Below are 17,911 nucleotides of genomic sequence, written 5' to 3' on the forward strand. Positions count from 1 at the left end.
GGGCGTAAGGCCGTCGTACCTCCCTTGAGCCGCAAGGAGATCACCCGATGCTGCCCTGGAAACGAGCGTTCAGACCGCTGGCCGCACTGCTGCTGGCCGCAGCGGTCGCCGTCGTTCCCACCGCCACCGCCACCGCCGACGCCGCAACCGCCCCGAGCAGCGGCTGGAACGACTACTCCTGCAAGCCGTCCGCCGCCCACCCCCGCCCCGTCGTCCTCGTCCACGGGACTCTGGGGAACTCCGTGGACAACTGGCTGGCCCTCGCGCCCTATCTGGAGAGCCGCGGCTACTGCGTCTTCTCCCTCGACTACGGCCAGCTGCCGGGCGTCCCCCTCTTCTACGGGCTCGGTCCCATCGCCTCGTCCGCCGAGCAGCTCCAGACGTTCGTCGACAAGGTGCTGGCCGCGACCGGCGCCGCCAAGGCCGACATCGTCGGGCACTCGCAGGGCGGAATGATGCCCCGCTACTACCTCAAGTTCCTCGGCGGCGCCGCCAAGGTGAACGCACTCGTCGGCATCGCGCCCGACAACCACGGCACCACCCTGGACGGACTCGCCAACCTGCTGCCCTACTTCCCCGGCGCCGCGGACCTGCTCTCCAAGGCCACGCCGGGACTCGCCGACCAGGTGGCCGGCTCCGAGTTCATCACCAAGCTCAACGCCGGAGGCGACACCGTGCCCGGCGTGCACTACACGGTCATCGCCACCAAGTACGACGAGGTGGCCACCCCGTACAGGTCCCAGTTCCTGAGCGGATCCGATGTCCACAACGTCCTGTTGCAGGACCTGTGCGGCCTCGACCTCTCCGAGCACGTGCTGATCGCGTTGACCGACCGGATCGCCTTCCACGAGGTGGCGAACGCCCTCGACCCGGCGCACGCCACCGCCACCACCTGCGCCTCGGTGTTCAGCTGACCCCGACCACCCTCGCAAGACGTCCGCAGCCGTCCCCAGCCGCTGCGGCCGTCTCCCGGGACCTGTCCGACCTGAGCCGCCGGACAGGCCCCGGAACCTCAGCGCCCGCGCCGGGCCCCGCGTGAGGCGCGCCGGCGCACCGAAGCGAACAGGGCCGCCGCCCCGAGGGCCAACGCGCCCGCGCCGCCGATCGCCTGATACGAGGTGGAGGCGCCGCCACCGGTCTCGGCGAGCTGCTGCGCGGTGCCCTCGGCGCCGTTCACCGCCGTGTCGCTCCTCCCGGCCGCCGCCGAGGGTGACGCCTTCCGCTCGACCTGGGCTGTGCGTTCGGGGGCCGACGCCGCCGGCGTATCCACCCCGTCACCGCCGTGACCGTGATGCCCGACCGCCGACTTGCCCGCCCCGGCCTCGATCTGCCGCTCGGAGGGCGCCGATGCGGACGGAAGCGGCGCCGTACCCTTCCCCGTTCCGGCGGCGCCCGAGCCGCCGAAGACGACGTCCGAGCAGGAGTAGAACGCCTCCGGGCTGTCCGAGCGCTGCCAGATCGCGTACAGCAACTGCCTGCCGGAGCGCCGCGGGAGGCTGCCGGAGAACGTGTAGAACCCGCCCGAGGCGACCGGGTCGGTGGCCGTGGCGACCGGATGCGCAAGATCCAGGTCTGCCCAGGCGAGCGGCTTCGACGGATCGTAGCCGGGCTTGGTCAGGTACACCGTGAACGTGCCCTTGTGCGGGGCGGTCACCCGGTACCGGAAGGTGTACGGGCCGCTGTGCACCCCGGTCGCCGGCCAGTCGGTGCGGGGCAGGTCGAGCCCGGTGAACTCGGAGTTGCCCGCGCTGCACAGCCTGCCGTCCGCGATCAGCGCCCGGTGCCGCCCGTTCGCGTCGCCGATGCGCACGCCGTTCCAGTCGTAGAGGGCCTGTGTGCCGCCGGCCGCGACCGCCGCCCCGCACGCGGCCGACCTCGGGCTCTCGGGCCCCTCCGCGTAGCACTGCGCCACCCGGCTGACCGGGTTTCCCATCGACCCGTGCGCGGCCGCGGGCACCTCGAACGGTCCCACCGGCACGAGCGGTAGGACACCGACGGCGGTGACAACGGCGATTCTGCGGCGTACGGACATGCGGAACTCCTCCGAGCGCTCCGGGTGCGGGGACGTGTCCCGTGGGGGGCGCTCAGCAAGCTAGCCGCAGGAAATCGTGAAATCGCCTGTGGGTGGCGGGTGTTGGAGATCCTTATGGTCGCGTTAAGGCAGGGCTAACTGAGGGCTGAGGAAGGAGGGTTGGGAGGCCCGTATCACCTGCTCCCGAGAGGCATCGCCGTCCCTTTCGAGATCACGGCCGCAGCGTCGGATGTGCTGGAGGCGTTCCTCGCCTCCTTCGATGAGCTACATGGCTTCGCGGTCGCCCGAGCCGCTGCTGGGCCGATTGGCAGCGTCTACGCCATCTGGACGCGCACGCGGTCCACGGAAGCTCTTCGGGTGACGTTCAGTGCGAGTACGCCGTCCACGCAACCTCGCCATCAGCACCGGTCTGACCAGCCATCACCCGTCCAGACAAGGCGGAACGACGCCGGGGCCGTGGTACTTACCCAATTGGGAGTGCTCAGCTTGCGGGGTCCGGAACCCCGCTCGAAGATCATGGCAGGAAGCGGCAACGAAAGGAGAACACCATGGCCGTACTTGGCCTCGTGGCACCCGCGCTCCGTACTGAGGAAAGTGGCAGGAAGAAGAGCAGCAAGAGCACGCACCACCGTCGTCGGCATTCGCGGCACTCGCGGCACTCGCGGCACTCACGCCACTAGCGCGGCTGATTGAATGTGTCTTACTGACCATGGTCGGGATTCGCACCCGACCATGGTCGTCTTCATTGGGAAAGGTGATCAGGATGCTGGGTGTGGGCCCAGTTCTTCTTCGGGCGGAGAGCCGCCGGATCAGGGAATCCGCAAGATGACAGCGATGCCCGCCGTACGGTCGGCCCTTCGAAGGCTGCTGCCTGCCGCCGAGCACTCCGATGCGATCGTCGCCGCCGCGCCGGCGGTTCCGCTCAGGGATGTGTTCCGGCGCTTTTGGCCCTACACCCGTGGCGCTCGGCACTGGTTCGTGCTGATCCTCGCCTTTATCGTGATGGGGCCGGTCATCGACGCGGCCGAGATCCTCATCTTCAAGGTCCTGGTCGACGATGTGCTCGTCCCGCGTAACCTTCACCTCTTCTTTCCGATCGCCCTCGCGTACGTTGGTTTCGCCCTCTTTTCCGGCGTCTTGACGTTCGCTGACGAAGTGATCTCCGCTTGGGTCAGCGAACGTTTCCTGCTGACCCTTCGGTCCGATGTATTCCGGCACCTGCAGGGCCTCTCGCTCGGCTTCTTCGAACGGCAGCGGCTGGGCGATGTGCTGTCCCGGTTGACCGGCGACGTCGACGCGGTCGAGACATTCATGCTCTCCGGCATGGTGGACGCGATCTCACACGTCATGCGGCTCGGCATCTTCCTCGGCATCCTCTTCTACCTGCGCTGGGATCTGACCCTCCTGGCCCTCGTCATCACGCCGATGTTCTGGTTCACGGCACAGCGCTTCTCCCGGCGGATCAAGGCCGCCTCACGTGAGCGGCGCCGGCGCAGCGGTTCGATCAGTGCGATCGCCGAGGAGGTGCTCGGCAACATCTCGCTCGTGCAGGCATACAACCGCCAGAGGTGGGGGTACGGCCGGTTCCAGCGCGAGAACCTCGGCAGGTTCCGCGCGGCCATGATCTCGACACGGATTCGCGCCCTGTTCGGTCCGGTGGTCGACCTCATCGAGCTGGGCGGTGCCCTGGTGGTGATGGGCCTGGGCACATGGGAGCTGACGCGGGGTCGGCTCACCTTGGGCGGGCTGATGGTCTTCCTGGCCCTGCTGAGCAAGCTCTACAGCCCGATCCGCGGCATCTCCCGGCTCAGTAACACCTTCTATTCGGCATCTGCCTCGGCAGAGCGGATCATCGAGCTACTCGACCAACGACCCCAGGTCCGCCAGGCCGCCGTCCCTCGGCGGCTCCGGCGTGCCCGCGGCGGCGTGGAGTTCGACGACGTCGGCTTCCGCTACCCGGGAGCCACCCGGCCCGCGCTGTCGGACATCTCGTTCCAGGTAGCACCCGGTGAGACACTCGCGCTGGTCGGGGCGAGCGGCGCCGGAAAGTCGACCGCTGCCAAGCTGCTGCTGCGCTTCTACGACCCGCAGCGCGGGTCCGTCCGGCTCGACGGGCTCGACCTTCGCGACGTGCACCTCGCCGACCTGCGCAACAACATCGCCGCGGTGCTCCAGGAGACCCTCGTCTTCCACGGCACAGTCCGGGACAACATCGCCTACGGTCGACCGGGGGCCGGCGAGCGGGAGATCGTCGCGGCCGCCCTCGCCGCAGACGCGCACGAGTTCATCCTCCGACTGCCGGAAGGCTACGACACCGTGGTGGGCCACAGCGGCCGGCTGCTCTCCGGCGGACAGCGGCAGCGCCTGGCGATCGCCCGCGCGATGATCCGGGACGCCCCCGTGCTCCTTCTCGACGAACCGACCACGGGCCTGGACACCGAGTCGGGATGGCGGATCCTCGAACCGTTGCGCCGGCTGATGAGCGGCCGCACGACGATCATCATCTCCCACAACCTCCTCACCGTGCGCGACGCCACCCGGATCGTGGTGCTCGAGCAGGGGCATGCCGCCGAGCACGGCACACACGAGGAACTGCTCGCACGAAGCACCGCCTACGCGCGGCTCTACCGGCTGCACGAGCACGGGCCGGTGAGTGGCGCGCCTGCCCTGGAGGTTCTGCCATGACCCGCACCAAGGCGCCGCTCCCGCCGCCGCTGACGGCCGGAGCGACGGTGATCCCCCGCTACGAAGTGCTCGCACACCTGGCGCGCACCGGCTGGCTGGACCTGTACGACGCCTGGAGCAAGGAACGGGAGTGCCGGTGCGTGGTGAAGGTGCTGCGACCGGACCGGAGGCACGAGCAGCGGCTGCACGACCGGCTCGTGCAGGAGGGCCGCTGGCTCCAGACGTTCACCCATCCCCACCTGGTCCGCGCGTACGAGACGGTCGAGGGCCCGGAGCCGGTCGTGGTCCTGGAGACGCTGACCGGGGAGACGCTGTCGCACCTCATCCGCCGTCGGCGCCGCCGGCTGGCCGCCAACGACCTCGCCGTCCTCGGCCTGCACCTGTGCTCGGCTGTGCGTTACCTGCACGGTCAGGGCCTGCTGCACCTGGACATCAAGCCGTCCAACGTCGTGGTCGGCAGCCGGCGTGCGGTCCTGCTCGACCTGAGCGTCGCACGCCCACCCGGCCACGCCTGCCCCGGACTCGGCACCTTCTGCTACCTGGCCCCCGAACAGGCACGCGGCGGGACGCTCACCGCCGCTGCAGACGTCTGGGGGATCGGCATCACGATGTACGAGGCCGCCACCGGCGACATCCCGTTCGACGATGGGGAGACCTACGACGAGAGCGAGGATGCGGACGAAGGGTCGGTGGCCGGCAGCGACGACTGGCCGTCGGAGGACGGCCCCGCCGAGGACGACCGGTATCCGCAGCTCGAGGAACGGGCCCCATCGGTCGGAACCCGTCGGCGCCTGCCACCCAGTCTCGCCGCCGCGATCGATGTCTGCCTTGAGCCCGATCCCGACAACCGGCCGACCATCACCGAACTCGCTGCCGTGTTCGACGGATTGCTGCCGCACAGTCAGCGCGGCGTCCTGCCGCCGCCGGTCGACTGACGTCGTCGCTCGATCAGGATCACCCCGAGGCTCAGCCCGACCACGCGGGCGTTGGCGCGATCTTTGGCCGGTGGCCTGCCCGGGCTGGGGTCGAGCATGGCCAGGGGAAAGATCGTGTCCGTGCCCGCCCCAGCCCGGCAGCAGCGCCCCCGCGCCGTGAGTAGTGTTGTCGCCCCCTGCGCTCAGGCGGCTGGGGGAAGGCCGCGAGACGCGGGCTCCGGCCACCTGCCCCATGCGGAGAACCGGGGCGGCACTCAGGCGTCCGGCCACCAGAGGCGGGCGATGTCCTTCCGGACTTCCGGGCGCTCCGTGGGACGGTCGTCGGCCTCCTCCCGCACCCGGCGGGATTCGGTCCTCTTCAGGGGCTTGTGCACGGTTACTCGGCGCATGGGGGCCTCCTTGTGCCTACCGGGTTCCGCGTAGGGGCGGAGGTAGACGTTTCCGGCGAGGTTTCCTCATCGATCGCGGTCTGTCTGTGGCGGCTGTCACCAATCGGCTGTCAGTGGCGGCTGTCACCCTGGCCGTATGACCAGGGACATGACCAGGAACATGGCCAGTAACCGGGCATCCGAAACCTCGGCAGCACCAGGAGCCTCCGTGGACTGGGACCGGGCGGCCGCGGACTTCGACGACGAGCCGGACCACGGACTGCGCGATCCCCTGGTGCGCGGTGCCTGGGCGGCCCGGATGGGGGAGTGGCTGCCGCCCCGGCCCGGTGACGTGCTCGACCTCGGGTGCGGTACGGGCAGCCTGTCGCTCCTGGCGGCCGAGCGGGGTCATCGGGTGACGGGTGTGGACCTGTCGCCGGCCATGGTCGCCCTCGCGCGGGCGAAGTTGTCGGGGCGTGACGCCGTGTTCCTCGTCGGCGACGCCGCGGCCCCGCCGGTGCCTGATCGGCTCTTCGACGCCGTCCTGGTCCGCCATGTGCTGTGGGCGCTGCCCGACCCCGGCCGTGCCCTGCGGCACTGGCGGGGACTACTGCGCCCCGGGGGACGGCTGGTGCTGGTCGAGGGGGTGTGGGGGACCACCAGCCCGGTCGGGATACCCGCCGAGCGGCTGACCGCGCTGCTTGCGCCCCTCGCCCGGGACGTGCGCGTCGAACGGCTTTCCGACGACGCGCGGCTGTGGGGCAAGGAGGTGGACGACGAACGGTACGCGGTGGTGGCGGTGCCCTGACCGGGTCCCGGCTCACGCCAGCAGCGTCTCGAAGCCGCCTTTGCGGGCGAGGAGTTCGAGGGTGTCCAGGGCTTGGACGGCGGCCGCGGCGGCCGCCGGGTCCGTTTTCCCGAGGCCGCTCGCCGCGAACTCGTCCTCGTCGAGGCGGAGCACGGTCGCGCCGTCCGCGGAGCGCCACAGGTCCAGGTCGAGGTCCTCGACGACCAGTTCGCCGCCGGAGCGGGCGGCCGGGCGGGTGATGTCGCAGTACCACCCCTTCAGGGCACCCCGCCCGTCGCGCACCTCCTTCACCGCGTACCACCGGTCGCGCCAGTAGTACTCGGTGAAGACGTCACCGGGCTCGAACCGCACGAAGCCGAAGTCACGGACGCCGTCGCCGGCCCAGGGGGCCCGTACGACGATCCGGTTGCCGTCGTCGCGGAGCAGCCCGGCGGGGTAACGGATCTTCGTACGGCCCGCCTTGACCAGGACGACCTCCACGTGGGCCGCGGGCTCGGCCGGGTTCTCGCTCACTGTCACAAGGGCGCACGGTATGCGGGTGGGCGCGGGGGATGCCTCCCATTTTCCGGCGCGTGCGGAAGAATCGGCCCGTGACCTTGAAGATCCACATTGACGGGAGCGCACCGCCGTACGAGCAGGTACGGGCGCAGATCTCCGAGCAGGCCAGGTCGGGGGTGCTGCCGGTGGGCTACCGGCTGCCCACCGTGCGGGGGCTCGCCGAGTCCCTCGGACTCGCGGCGAACACGGTCGCCAAGGCGTACCGGGCGCTGGAGGCGGACGGGGTGATCGAGACACGGGGGCGCAACGGAACGTTCGTGGCCGCCGCCGGTTCCGCCGCGGAGCGGGAGGCCGCGGCAGCCGCCTCCGCCTACGCCGAGCGGGTACGACGGCTGGGCCTGGGCGAGCGGGAAGCGCTGGCCGCGGTCCGGGACGCCCTGCGGGCGGCCTACGGCGACTGAGGTCCGGCCGCCGCCGGGAGGCGGTGCGGCGTGCGGGTCACCGTCAGGCCGGCCGCCGACGCCACGCGGGCGAAGGCCGTCGCGTCCAGGACCGCGGCCGCGTACGGGTCGTTGTTGAAGTAGACGTGGATGTCCCGTCCGTCCCGGTCGTCGGGCCAGGCCTCGGCGATGCGGTGGACCCAGGACGTCAGGGACCGCCGGCCGTAGCGCGGCCACGGCCGGGCGCGGCCCGCGTGGAAGCGGAGGTAGCCCCAGTCGGCGGTCCGCCACAGCGGGGTGACCGGGCGGGAGAGCACGTCGGCCCAGCACAGCGCCGCGCCCCGGGCCTCGAGCACCCCGCGCACCTGCGGGGTCCACCACGATGCGTGGCGCGGCTCCACCGCGACCCGGGTGCCGGCCGGAAAGCAGGCCAGGCAGTCGTCCAGGAGCGCCGGGTCGGCGCGCAGGGTGGGCGGGAGCTGGAGCAGGACCGGGCCGAGCCGGTCACCGAGCCCCGTCGCGTGGCTCATCAGGCGGTGCACCGGCTCCTCGGGTTCCTTCAGCCGTTTGATGTGGGTCAGATAGCGACTGGCCTTGACCGCCACCACGAAGTCGGGTGGCACCCGCTCGCGCCAGCTCTCGAAGGTCTCCCTGGACGGCAGCCGGTAGAACGCGTTGTTGATCTCGACGGTGGCGAAGCCTGTCGCGTACTCCTCCAGCCACAGCCGCATGGGCACGCCGGCGGGGTACAGGACATCGCGCCAGTCCTTGTACTGCCACCCCGACGTGCCGACGAACAGGGTCATACATCCATCAAAGCACCGGCCGGCGGCTTCCACCGGTACTGGCTACAGGTACAGCCCCGAGTCCGCCCCCGCCCGCTGGTCGGGCACGGACGCCGGTGACGTCCCCCGCCGCAGCGCGTACAGCTCCGCGAGGGTCGCGCCGTCGCGGCCCACGCCGTCCTCCCGGCCGAGCCAGCCCACCGCCTCCGTGCGGGTCAGCGGACCGACCTCGATGCGGGCCAGACAGCGGCCGGGGCGTACGACGGCCGGGTGCAGCCTCTCCAGGTCCTCGTTGGTCGTGACACCCACCAGGACGTTCCTGCCCTGTCCCAGCAGTCCGTCCGTCAGGTTCAGCAGACGGGACAGTGCCTGGCCCGCGGTGTGCTTGGCCTCGCCGCGGATCAGTTCGTCGCAGTCTTCCAGCAGGAGCAGCCGCCAGCGGCCCTTGCCCGCCGCGTCCTCCTCGCCGATCGCGATGTCCATCAGATACCCGACATCGCTGAAGAGCCGCTCCGGATCCAGGACACAGTCCACCTGGCACCAGTCACGCCAGGAGCGGGCCAGCGTCCGCAGCGCCGACGTCTTGCCCGTGCCCGGCGGGCCGTGGAGCAGCAGCAGCCGGCCCGCGATGTCCTCCGGTGTCGTCTTCATCAGCCGGTCCATGGCGTCCGCCACCGGTGCCGTGTAGTTGGCGCGGACCTCCTCCCAGGTGCCCGCCGCGATCTGCCGTGTCGTACGGTGCGGACCGCGCCTGGGCGACACGTACCAGAAGCCCATCGTCACGTTCTCCGGCTGCGGCTCCGGCTCGTCCGCCGCGCCGTCCGTGGCCTGCTTCAGCACCTGTTCCGCCAGCTCGGCGCTGGTGGCCGTCACCGTGACGTCCGCGCCGCGGTTCCAGCGGGAGACCAGCAGTGTCCAGCCGTCGCCCTCCGCGAGAGTCGCGCTGCGGTCGTCGTCGCGGGCGATGCGCAGCAACCGGGCGTCCGGCGGCAGGAGCGAGGCCCCGGAGCGTACGCGGTCGATGTTCGCCGCGTGCGAATACGGCTGCTCGCCCGTCGCGAAACGGCCGAGGAACAGCGCGTCGACGACGTCGGACGGCGAGTCGCTGTCATCGACGTTGAGCCGGATCGGCAGAGCATCGTGTGGGTTCGCGGGCATGCCGAACATGATCCGTCACGGGACCCTCCCGTGCACCCGGTTTCCGAAGTGCGCCGGGTGTGTCGGGTCTGCGTCGTGCTCCCGGTGCATCCGGTACGTCCTGTTACCGGGCTGTTGAACGACAAAGTCTGCCCCTGGCCCGATCCAGGCCGTTACTGTGGCCCATGATGGGACGTCATGAGTGGAATTCGGGGGCGGGGCGGTGGCGTCTCACCGCTCTGCTCGGTATGGGGGCGGCCGCTCTGGCCCTGGTGGTGACCCTGATCAGCACCCTGCCCGGCAACGGCGCGAGCATCACGGGCACCACGCGCGACGGAGACAAGGTGCACGGCACGCCCGGCACCCCGCCCGCGTCGACGGGACCGGACGTCGGCTGGGGCTTCACGCACACCCAGTACAGCGCCGACGAGGGCAGCGGCGCGGCGACCGCGCGCGTCGAGGGGCTGCTCTCCGGGACGGCTCTGCCGCAGAACCAGCACATCATGGGCTGGGGCGCGGGCAATCCCGAGCCGGTGAAGGGCCGTTACGACTTCGAGGAGATGGACCGCCGCATCGACTTCGTCCGCAAGTCGGGCGGCACCCCGGTCGTCACCCTGTGCTGCGCCCCGGACTGGATGAAGGGCGGCAGGGCGGGCGTCGGCGTCACCGACTGGAGCCGGGCCGCTCTGGAGACCGCGCCGACGCCCGGCCACTACAAGGACTTCGCGGCCCTCGCGGCGACCGTCGCCAAGCGCTACCCGGACGTGCGCCACTTCATCGTCTGGAACGAGTTCAAGGGCTTCTGGAACGACTCCGAGGCCCGCTGGGACTACGAGGGCTACACCGAGCTGTACAACCTGGTCTACAAGGCGCTCAAGCAGGTCAACCCCGAGATCATGGTGGGGGGCCCGTACCTCGTCATGGACAGCGTCGACCCACGGCAGAAGCAGGACGCCTCCACCACCCTGCGCGGTGCCTGGGGCGCCATGGACCAGCGGGTCCTGGACGCCTTCTCCTACTGGAACCAGCACAAGGCGGGCGCCGACTTCGTGGTCGTGGACGGCTCCAGCTACACCAAGGACGACGACCTGCTGCCGAACGAGTTCGCCGCCACCGACAAGCTCACCGCCGTCGGTGCCTGGGTGCGGAAGCAGACCCGTGATCTGCCGCTGTGGTGGGCCGAGTACTACGTCGAGCCCGCCGACGGCAACGACGACCGGGACGGCTGGACCGAGGACCACCGCGTCGCCGTCCAGGCCGCCGGCATGATCGCCCTGGTCAAGGGCGGCGCCTCCTCGGGCTTCTACTGGAACCCCGAGGAGCGGAAGGGCACCGACTGCGCGGGCTGCCTGTGGACGCCGACCGACACCGCGGGCGGCGGCAGGGAACTGCCCATGTACAACCTGGTCTCCCGGTTCGGCGAGGCGTTCCCGCCGGGCACGACGTACCGGACGGTGCCGGTCGCCCAGGACGACGTCCCCAACGTCCGCGTCCTCGCCACCGACAAGGTCGTCCTCGTGGTGAACACCCTGGGCCGCGGAATCAGCGCCCAGGTCGACGGCAAGCGGTTCGACATGAAGGCGTACGAGGTGAAGTGGCTCCAGCGGTGAGCCGCTCCACCTCGTAGGCCCGTCGCCCCCGGTCCGGCGCTCAGCCCTTCCCCATGGTCAGGAACCGCTGCACCAGCGAGGCCAGCAGCACCGCCAGCAGGGGCAGGGAGAACCAGAAACTGCTCTGCAGCAGGCGCAGTTGACGCACACTCGGCGGCATCGCGACCCGTACGACCTCGCGCGCCGTCAGCATCAGGACCAGCGCCACAGCCGCGAGCCCCCCGACCACCGACCACGGCGTCCAGGTCACCCGCGGGCCGATCGGCCCCGGATGCGGCTTCGCGACCGGGCCCGCGGGCTGCTCGCGCAGCGTGTACATCGTCACGTCGTCGTTGACGAGGACCTTCTTCAGCTCCCGGCGGCCGTCCAGGTTCCTGATGAGCCGTGACTCCCAGGTCGCCGAGTAGCCCACGTCCATCCGGAGGTACGTCACCTGGCTGGCGTGGATCACGAGGTACGAGTTCGGGCCGGCGTCCTTGAGCGACTTGACCAGGCCCGACACCAGGACCGGATCGACCGGCGCCAGGGTCGGCACGTACTGCACCTTCTCCATGTCCCGGGCGCCCCACGGCATCGCCGGCGTCACGTTGTCGACCGTGTCGTTGCTCAGCCACAGCAGCCGCACGGTCGGGTTGTCATGGGCGTAGACGTAGTCCATCGCCGCGACCTCGCCCGGGCGGATCCGCTCGAAGGACTCGTTGCCCCAGCGAGCCACGAGGAAGCCGCCCATCAGGAGCAGGCCCGCGAGGAGGGCGGCGAGCGAGGCGAGGCCGGGCCGGTCCTTGTCCCGCTCCGCGGCCGTCGCGCCGGTGCGCGGGAAGAGGGCGAGCCCGGCCAGCAGGGCCGCGCCCGGCACCGCGAACATGAAGACGCGCAGCGCCATCTCGCCGCCGTAGGACTGCATGCCGAAACCCAGGAACGGCACGAAGGTCAGCACGAGCAGCGACCGCTCGCGGTACTTGTTCCCGCGCCGCCGCCACCAGCCCCAGCACGCGAAGGTCAGCACGGCCCCGGCCAGCAGGACGCGCGTGTACAGCACGAGCTTGTGGGTCGGGTCGCCGCCCTGGATGCGCCCGGAGACGGACGTCGACACATTGCTGCCGACGCCGCCGACCCCGCCGAACAGCTCGTCGAAGTGCCCGGACCAGTACGGCTCGGCCATGAAGCCGACCCAGAACGCCACCAGCACCGCGAACAGGATCGGCAGCCCGCGCAGCTCGGAGCGGCCGGCCAGGACGAGCGCGGCGAGCACGCCCAGCATGACGAACGGGGTGAGCTGGTGGGCCGGGACGCTCGCCGCGTACAGGCCGATCAGCACCATGAGCAGCACCGCCCGTTGCCCACGGCCGGCCGGTTCGACCTCCGCCTCGCCGGGGCGGGCCTTGGCCCAGATCACCCGTGGCGCGCGGAACCACACCAGCAGGATCGCCACGAAGACCAGGTAGAGCAGATAGGTGAAGCCCTGCGGGGAGAAGTAGTCCTGGCCGACCCAGCCGCTGAGCACGAAGATCCAGATGCCGGTCCACTTGGCGCGCCAGCTCGCCCGCAGTGACCGCACCAGCAGCAGCATCGGCGCCAGGTAGAGCAGCTGGATGACCGTCGGCCACCAGCGGATGACCTCGGTGAGGTCGGTGACCCCGCAGGCCTTCGCGACGAACGCGGCCACCGCGAAGAAGCCCGGCCAGCTCCAGCGCGCGTCCAGGTCCGGCACGGCGGATCCGGTGCGGTCGATGTAGTCGAGGAACCCGAGGTGCTGCCAGGCCGTCGCGAAGCGCGGCTCGGTCTCGATCACGGCGGGCAGCGCGTGCAGGGAGACGACCGTCGCGAGCAGGGTGGCCAGCAGCAGGCCCCTGTGCTCACGGCCGCGCCACAGCAGGCCGGCGAAGACCACGGCCAGCAGCGCGGCTCCGGCCAGGGTCGGCAGCGGCAGGACCGAGATCAGTCCCAGGCCGCCCATGTGTGCGAGGGAGCCGTCGTCCATGGACAGCGCGGGCACCCAGTACAGCAGCAGTGCCGCGACCAGCAGGGCGCCGAGCAGCAGCCCGGACCGGGTCGCCCGCGGCCGGAGCGCCCCGCCGGGAGAGCCGGAGGAGTGCGGGTCGTCTGTGGGCCGCGGCTCCTCCGGGGCCTTTCGGATGCGTGCCGTGGAGCCGGGCAGGCCCACCGGACGGTCCGGCTGCGGCAGCCTCAGCGACCACGTCGTCCGGTCGTGGTCCCCGGGCGCGGCGGGCGTCCCGGTGGGCGGCGTGCCCGGACCGGGGCGGACGTCGGGCCGGCGCTCCTGATGGTCGAAGTCGACGTGGATGCCGAGCGCGAGCGTGTCGGCGTCGAGCTTCTTCGCCCAGGACGGGCCGGTCCTCGGCGTGGGGACCTCGGGCGCCCCCAGGTCGGCGAGGTCCCCGTCCGGTGCCGCGTCCTCGGGCACGGCGTCGGCGGGCGCGGCGCGCAGGATCCGGTAGAGCTTCGGTGCGGCGATCGCCACGATCACCATGAGGCTGGAGATCTCCGCGACGCCGGCGCCGGTGAGCCCCATGCGGGGCAGCAGCAGCACGGTCAGGCCGAGCACGAGCACGCAGAGCAGCCCCTGCAGACAGGCGAGTCCCAGCGTGCGGCTCTGGGCGCGCAGCACCGCGAAGTACGTCTCCATGACGACCCGCAGCAGCGCCCCGACCGCGAACCAGCGCAGCAGCGGAGTCGCCGCGTGGGCGTAGCCGTCGCCGAAGACGTGCAGGATGACGGGCGCGCCGAGGAACAGCAGCCCGCACACGGGCAGCATGATCCGGGCCATGCGCCTCAGCGCCGCCCGGGTGTTGGCGGCGAGCCGCGCCGGGTCGTGCGAGCCCTCGACGGTGAGCGAGGCGCCCATGTTGATGGCGAGCAGGTTGGTCGTGCCGCCGATGGTGGTGGTGATGTAGAAGTACGCGTTTTCCGCGGCGCCGACCTGGGAGGCCACGATCACCGGGACCAGGTAGACCACCGCGAGCGAGAACAGGGAGCCGGTGTAGTCGCCCGCAAGGAAGCGGCCGATCTCCCTCAGCGACGGCGGGCTGGCGTGGTCCTCGGTCGCCTCGATGTGCCGGGGCACCAGACGCCGGAACACCATCCAGCCGAGCGGCAGTACGGAGGTGGCGATGGCGGCGACCCAGGAGACGAAGACGCCCATCATGGGGATGGCGGCCGCGACCCCGACGAGCAGCACCAGTTTCACCGCGGAGAACACGGTGTTGCCCACCGGCACCCACAGCGCGCTGCGCAGCCCGGTCAGCACGCCGTCCTGGAGGGTGAGCAGGTTCCAGGCGACGACCGCCACGACGAACACCAGCGCGGGGCCCGGCCCGTGCAGGAAGTCGTACGACCGCCCCCACACGTTCAGGGTCAGCAGGAAGACCCCCGCGGCCAGGGCCACGACGATCGAACTGCCCGCGTAGGTACGGAGGATGAGACGCCCCGTGGCGCGCCCGGAGACCGGTATGAAGCGGGCCAGGGCACCGGTCAGCGTCACCGCGGTGAGCCCGGCGAGGAGCTTCATCGCGGCGATCGCCGCCGATCCCTGGCCGACCGCGGCATCGGAGTAGTAGCGGGCCGCGACCAGCCAGTAGCCGAGGCCGAGCACCGCAGAGATACCGGTGTTCAGCATCAGCGCATAGGCGTTGCGGAACAGCTGGCCGCCGCCGCCCCCGCCGCTTCCGGGCAGGCGCAGGCGGCGGCCGGACCGTTCCGGTGGCGCGGTCTGGGTCTCGGGGTCCTGGGCTGTGGTCGTCGTGTCAGACACGGGAACGGATGGCCTTCCGGCAAGCCTGTCGTGTTCTACGGACCACGGCGTACCCCTTGGTCAGGGCGCGGTCCCTGGCGAAGTTGCGGACGATCGCGCGGCCTTGGACGAGCCGTTCGAACTCCTCGGCGTCCGTGTTGCGGCGCACGGTGACCCGTTGCAGCGCGTACGGTCCCTGGCGGCGCCGCGCGAGACCGTTGCCGACGGCGAGCGACTGGCGGTAGCCCGTCTCGCGCACCGTGCGGCGCACCCGCCGGCTGGAGTAGCCGTACGGGTACGCGAACGAGACCGGGCGGGTACCCAGCTCATCGGTGATGATCTCCGCGCAGTGCACCAGCTCGAACCGCAGCGCGTCGTCGGGGAGCCGGTCGAGCTGCGGGTGCGTGTGGCTGTGCCCGCCGATCTCGACTCCGGCGCCCGCGAGCTCGCGGACCTGGTCCCAGCCAAGCATGGTGTCGAGGCCGCCGCCGGTGTCGTGGGCGCCCCTGATCCACCCGGTCGAGACGAACAGGGTGGATGCGAAGCCGTGCCCGGCGAGTACGGGCAGGGCGTGCCGGTGCACGCCCTCGTAGCCGTCGTCGAAGGTGATGAGGACGGGCCGCTCGGGCAGGGGCGCACCCTCCCGCCAGCTCCGGGCGAGGTCGGCCGTGCTCACGGGCGTGAACTTCAGGTCCGCGAGCATCGCCATCTGCTCCGCGAAGGCCTCCGGCGCCACCGACAGGGCGCGCGTCGCCTCGTTGGGCGCAGTCGCGACCGAGTGGTACATGAGGATGGGCACGGTCTGGTCGCTCATGCGGCCTCCTGCGAACCGCCGGGGAGGTCCACGACGGAGAACGCGACGCCGCCCCGGCGCGCCCGGACGCTCCCCAGCACATATCCGCCCGCCGCCGAGACGACCCCGGCGACGATCGCGCCGGCCCGGCCCGCGCCGCCGGGACGGGCCAGCAGGGCGTCGCGCAGTCCGCGGACCACCCCGGCGGGCAGTACCCGGGTGGTGTAGCGGCGCTCCGACTCCAGCCCCTTGCCGGAGCCGACGCTGCGGGCCACGAGCGCCTTGGAGAGCCCCTCGGCGTAGGTGCGGGTACGGAAGTAGGCGAAGTGCTCGCGTGGCGCGGGCACCCGATGGTGGATGACCGCCCGGTCGTCGATGAGCAGGATCGCGTCGGGCCGGGCCCGGCTGAGGCGGATGCACAGCTCCGTCTCCTCGCAGCCCAGCGGGCGCTTGTCGCCGTCGCGTCCGATGCCGGTGGCGAAGCCGCCCGCCGCCTCGAAGGCCGTGCGGCGGAAGGAGGCGTTGCCGCCGAGGACGTTGCGCACCCGGACCCGGCCGGGCGGCAGCCCCTTGTAGGTGCACCCCACCACCCAGTCGAACTCCTCCGGGAACCACGCAGGGCGGCGGCCCGACGCCCAGATGGGCATCGTGCGGCCGCCGACGGCCATCACCCGAGGGTCCTCGTACCCCGACGCGAAGTACCTCAGCCAGTCGCGTTCGGCCACGGCGTCGTCGTCGAGGAAGGCGATGATCTGCCCGTGCGAGGCGGTGATCCCGGTGTTGCGGCCGGCGGACAGGCCGCGGGGGCCCGCGTTGGCGAGCACCCGGACCTCCTCGACCTCCTTGTACTCCCGGCCCAGCCGGTCCAGCAGGGTCTCGTTGTGGTCCACGACCAGCAGCGTCTCGCGCGCCGGCAGGGACTGCGCCCGCACCGAGGCGACCGCCGCGAGGATGTCCTCCCAGCGGTCCTCGGTGTAGACGCAGATCACCACGGAGATGTCGGGGTCGTTCAAGACATCTCTCCCTGACCCGAGTTGAGTGCCATCGCGTGCGGTCGGCGGCGCAGGGCGCGCCGGTTGGAGCGCTCCTTCAGGATCACCTTCAGCACCCGGAACCCGTCGCGCACCGCACGCAGGTTGCTGGCGCCGTGGATGCGGAGGTACTCGTGGCTGGGTATCTCCTGCACCCTCAGGCCGGCCTTGACCACCCGGATGTTCATCAGGGTCTCGACCTCGAAGCCCGTGCAGTCGAGGTCGATCTTGTCGAGGCAGTGCCGCCAGAACGCGTTGTATCCGTAGCAGAGGTCGGTGTAGCGGGCGCCGAACTTGGCGTTGACGATGGCGCACAGCACCCGGTTGCCCAGCTTGCGGATCGGTGTCATGTCCGAGGTGCCGCCGCCGTTCGCGAACCGCGAGCCTTTCGCGAAGTCGGCGCCGGACACCAGGGCGGAGACATAGCTGACGATCTCCTGGCCGTCGGCCGAGCCGTCCGCGTCGACCATGACGATGATGTCGCCGGTGCAGGCCCCGAACCCGGTGATCAGAGCGTCGCCCTTCCCTTTGCCCCGCTGCTCGACGACCTTCACCTCCGGCCACAGCTCGCGCGCGACCTCCACCGTGTTGTCGGTGGAATTGCCGTCCACGAGAACCACTTCGTGGATCCAGTCGGGAAGGGTCTTGAAGACGTACGGGAGATTCTCCGCCTCATTCATGGCGGGGATCACCACACTCACCGGCGGTGCAATGGCCAGGTGAGAGGAGATGGGCCGGTACTTTCCCGGTGTTAACGGATCTTGGCCCGAAATTGCCGGGCGCAGTACAGAACTCATGAGTCTGGTCCCTCTCGTCCGGTGGACCGTCCGCCCCTGGACGGTCCCGCTGTGTGTCCGGTTCGAAAGGGGGGTTCTCACTCACGGCATGCCGAAATGGATCTCCGTGCATGCCGGGTGAGCTGGCAAAGCTGGCCGTCTGCCGGGAAAACGGCAGCCGACCGCGCGGCACGACTCGCGCGACCGTGGTCGCCGAGCACGGCACCCCCCTACCGCGCCCCGCGCCGGAACCATCGCGGTA

Annotated in this window: 15 protein-coding genes; 6 read left to right on the plus strand and 9 right to left on the minus strand. The window is 71.0% G+C overall.

The annotated features are described in order from the left end of the window. Nucleotides 1–47: 47 nt before the first annotated feature. The gene (locus LZ604_RS23875; protein WP_234517491.1) at nt 48–914 is read left to right on the plus strand and encodes an esterase/lipase family protein; all 867 of its coding nucleotides are present in this window, start codon (nt 48–50) and stop codon (nt 912–914) included. 98 nt (nt 915–1,012) lie between these two features. Here LZ604_RS23875 and LZ604_RS23880 read toward each other — a convergent pair whose 3' ends face one another. After that, complete coding sequence (locus tag LZ604_RS23880) at nt 1,013–2,032, minus strand: lytic polysaccharide monooxygenase auxiliary activity family 9 protein (RefSeq protein ID WP_234517492.1); 1,020 nt, start codon at nt 2,030–2,032, stop codon at nt 1,013–1,015. Between the two features lie 825 nt (nt 2,033–2,857). On the opposite strand from LZ604_RS23880, the gene LZ604_RS23885 reads away from it, so the two are divergent. Both LZ604_RS23885 and LZ604_RS23890 read left to right on the plus strand, forming a co-directional pair. Further along, nucleotides 2,858–4,717 (plus strand): ABC transporter ATP-binding protein, encoded by a 1,860-nt coding sequence (locus LZ604_RS23885; protein WP_234517493.1) that lies wholly within the window; start codon nt 2,858–2,860, stop codon nt 4,715–4,717. Beyond that, nucleotides 4,714–5,652, plus strand: a complete 939-nt coding sequence (locus tag LZ604_RS23890) for a serine/threonine-protein kinase (protein ID WP_234517494.1) — start codon at nt 4,714–4,716, stop codon at nt 5,650–5,652. The genes LZ604_RS23885 and LZ604_RS23890 overlap by 4 nt, the downstream gene beginning before the upstream one ends. A 254-nt stretch (nt 5,653–5,906) precedes the next feature. Here LZ604_RS23890 and LZ604_RS35795 read toward each other — a convergent pair whose 3' ends face one another. Then, a complete protein-coding gene (locus LZ604_RS35795; RefSeq protein ID WP_267971752.1) occupies nt 5,907–6,041 on the minus strand; it encodes a hypothetical protein in 135 nt (44 codons plus the stop codon). A 160-nt stretch (nt 6,042–6,201) separates the two neighbouring features. Between LZ604_RS35795 and LZ604_RS23895 the strand changes: the two genes are divergently transcribed. Continuing rightward, nucleotides 6,202–6,828 (plus strand): class I SAM-dependent methyltransferase, encoded by a 627-nt coding sequence (locus tag LZ604_RS23895; protein ID WP_234517570.1) that lies wholly within the window; start codon nt 6,202–6,204, stop codon nt 6,826–6,828. A gap of 12 nt (nt 6,829–6,840) precedes the next feature. Here the strand turns inward: LZ604_RS23895 and LZ604_RS23900 are convergent, their stop codons facing one another. After that, on the minus strand, nt 6,841–7,341 hold the full coding sequence (locus LZ604_RS23900) for a ribonuclease FAU-1 family protein (RefSeq protein WP_234517495.1): 501 nt from the start codon (nt 7,339–7,341) through the stop codon (nt 6,841–6,843). A 77-nt stretch (nt 7,342–7,418) separates the two neighbouring features. Here LZ604_RS23900 and LZ604_RS23905 point away from each other — a divergent pair, with 77 nt between their 5' ends. Next, nucleotides 7,419–7,787, plus strand: a complete 369-nt coding sequence (locus tag LZ604_RS23905; RefSeq protein ID WP_234517496.1) for a GntR family transcriptional regulator — start codon at nt 7,419–7,421, stop codon at nt 7,785–7,787. Here LZ604_RS23905 and LZ604_RS23910 read toward each other — a convergent pair. Both LZ604_RS23910 and LZ604_RS23915 read right to left on the minus strand, forming a co-directional pair. Further along, nucleotides 7,775–8,572: a DUF72 domain-containing protein gene (locus LZ604_RS23910; protein ID WP_234517497.1), complete on the minus strand. Its 798-nt coding sequence runs from the start codon at nt 8,570–8,572 to the stop codon at nt 7,775–7,777. The two genes, LZ604_RS23905 and LZ604_RS23910, sit on opposite strands and share 13 nt — an antisense overlap. Nucleotides 8,573–8,614: 42 nt before the next feature. After that, a complete protein-coding gene (locus LZ604_RS23915; protein WP_234517498.1) occupies nt 8,615–9,709 on the minus strand; it encodes a DUF5925 domain-containing protein in 1,095 nt (364 codons plus the stop codon). A gap of 167 nt (nt 9,710–9,876) precedes the next feature. Between LZ604_RS23915 and LZ604_RS23920 the strand changes: the two genes are divergently transcribed. After that, a complete protein-coding gene (locus tag LZ604_RS23920; protein WP_234517571.1) occupies nt 9,877–11,298 on the plus strand; it encodes a GH39 family glycosyl hydrolase in 1,422 nt (473 codons plus the stop codon). A 40-nt stretch (nt 11,299–11,338) separates the two neighbouring features. Here LZ604_RS23920 and LZ604_RS23925 read toward each other — a convergent pair whose 3' ends face one another. From LZ604_RS23925 to LZ604_RS23940, 4 genes are read right to left on the minus strand one after another with little or no spacing between them, the layout of a single operon-like run. Beyond that, entirely contained in the window at nt 11,339–15,070 is a 3,732-nt protein-coding gene (locus LZ604_RS23925) for a lipopolysaccharide biosynthesis protein (protein WP_234517499.1), read from the minus strand. Further along, entirely contained in the window at nt 15,063–15,863 is an 801-nt protein-coding gene (locus tag LZ604_RS23930; protein WP_234517500.1) for a polysaccharide deacetylase family protein, read from the minus strand. Before LZ604_RS23930 ends, LZ604_RS23925 begins: the two co-directional genes overlap by 8 nt. Next, the gene (locus LZ604_RS23935) at nt 15,860–16,855 is read right to left on the minus strand and encodes a glycosyltransferase family 2 protein (protein ID WP_234517501.1); all 996 of its coding nucleotides are present in this window, start codon (nt 16,853–16,855) and stop codon (nt 15,860–15,862) included. The genes LZ604_RS23930 and LZ604_RS23935 overlap by 4 nt, the downstream gene beginning before the upstream one ends. Further along, nucleotides 16,852–17,670 carry a glycosyltransferase family 2 protein gene (locus LZ604_RS23940; RefSeq protein ID WP_234517502.1) on the minus strand — a complete coding sequence of 273 codons (819 nt, stop codon included), beginning with the start codon at nt 17,668–17,670 and terminating at the stop codon, nt 16,852–16,854. The genes LZ604_RS23935 and LZ604_RS23940 overlap by 4 nt, the downstream gene beginning before the upstream one ends. Between the last annotated feature and the right edge of the window lie 241 nt (nt 17,671–17,911).

It is taken from the genome of Streptomyces glomeratus (assembly GCF_021462825.1).
Classification (GTDB): domain Bacteria; phylum Actinomycetota; class Actinomycetes; order Streptomycetales; family Streptomycetaceae; genus Streptomyces; species Streptomyces glomeratus.

Bases quoted from the DNA above. Each gene is read 5' to 3' on its own strand.
- LZ604_RS23875 (WP_234517491.1), top strand. From the start codon at position 48: ATGCTGCCCTGGAAACGAGCGTTCAGACCGCTGGCCGCACTGCTGCTG.
- LZ604_RS23880 (WP_234517492.1), bottom strand. From the start codon at position 2,032: ATGTCCGTACGCCGCAGAATCGCCGTTGTCACCGCCGTCGGTGTCCTA.
- LZ604_RS23885 (WP_234517493.1), top strand. From the start codon at position 2,858: ATGACAGCGATGCCCGCCGTACGGTCGGCCCTTCGAAGGCTGCTGCCT.
- LZ604_RS23890 (WP_234517494.1), top strand. From the start codon at position 4,714: ATGACCCGCACCAAGGCGCCGCTCCCGCCGCCGCTGACGGCCGGAGCG.
- LZ604_RS35795 (WP_267971752.1), bottom strand. From the start codon at position 6,041: ATGCGCCGAGTAACCGTGCACAAGCCCCTGAAGAGGACCGAATCCCGC.
- LZ604_RS23895 (WP_234517570.1), top strand. From the start codon at position 6,202: ATGGCCAGTAACCGGGCATCCGAAACCTCGGCAGCACCAGGAGCCTCC.
- LZ604_RS23910 (WP_234517497.1), bottom strand. From the start codon at position 8,572: ATGACCCTGTTCGTCGGCACGTCGGGGTGGCAGTACAAGGACTGGCGC.
- LZ604_RS23915 (WP_234517498.1), bottom strand. From the start codon at position 9,709: ATGCCCGCGAACCCACACGATGCTCTGCCGATCCGGCTCAACGTCGAT.
- LZ604_RS23920 (WP_234517571.1), top strand. From the start codon at position 9,877: ATGGGACGTCATGAGTGGAATTCGGGGGCGGGGCGGTGGCGTCTCACC.
- LZ604_RS23930 (WP_234517500.1), bottom strand. From the start codon at position 15,863: ATGAGCGACCAGACCGTGCCCATCCTCATGTACCACTCGGTCGCGACT.
- LZ604_RS23940 (WP_234517502.1), bottom strand. From the start codon at position 17,670: ATGAGTTCTGTACTGCGCCCGGCAATTTCGGGCCAAGATCCGTTAACA.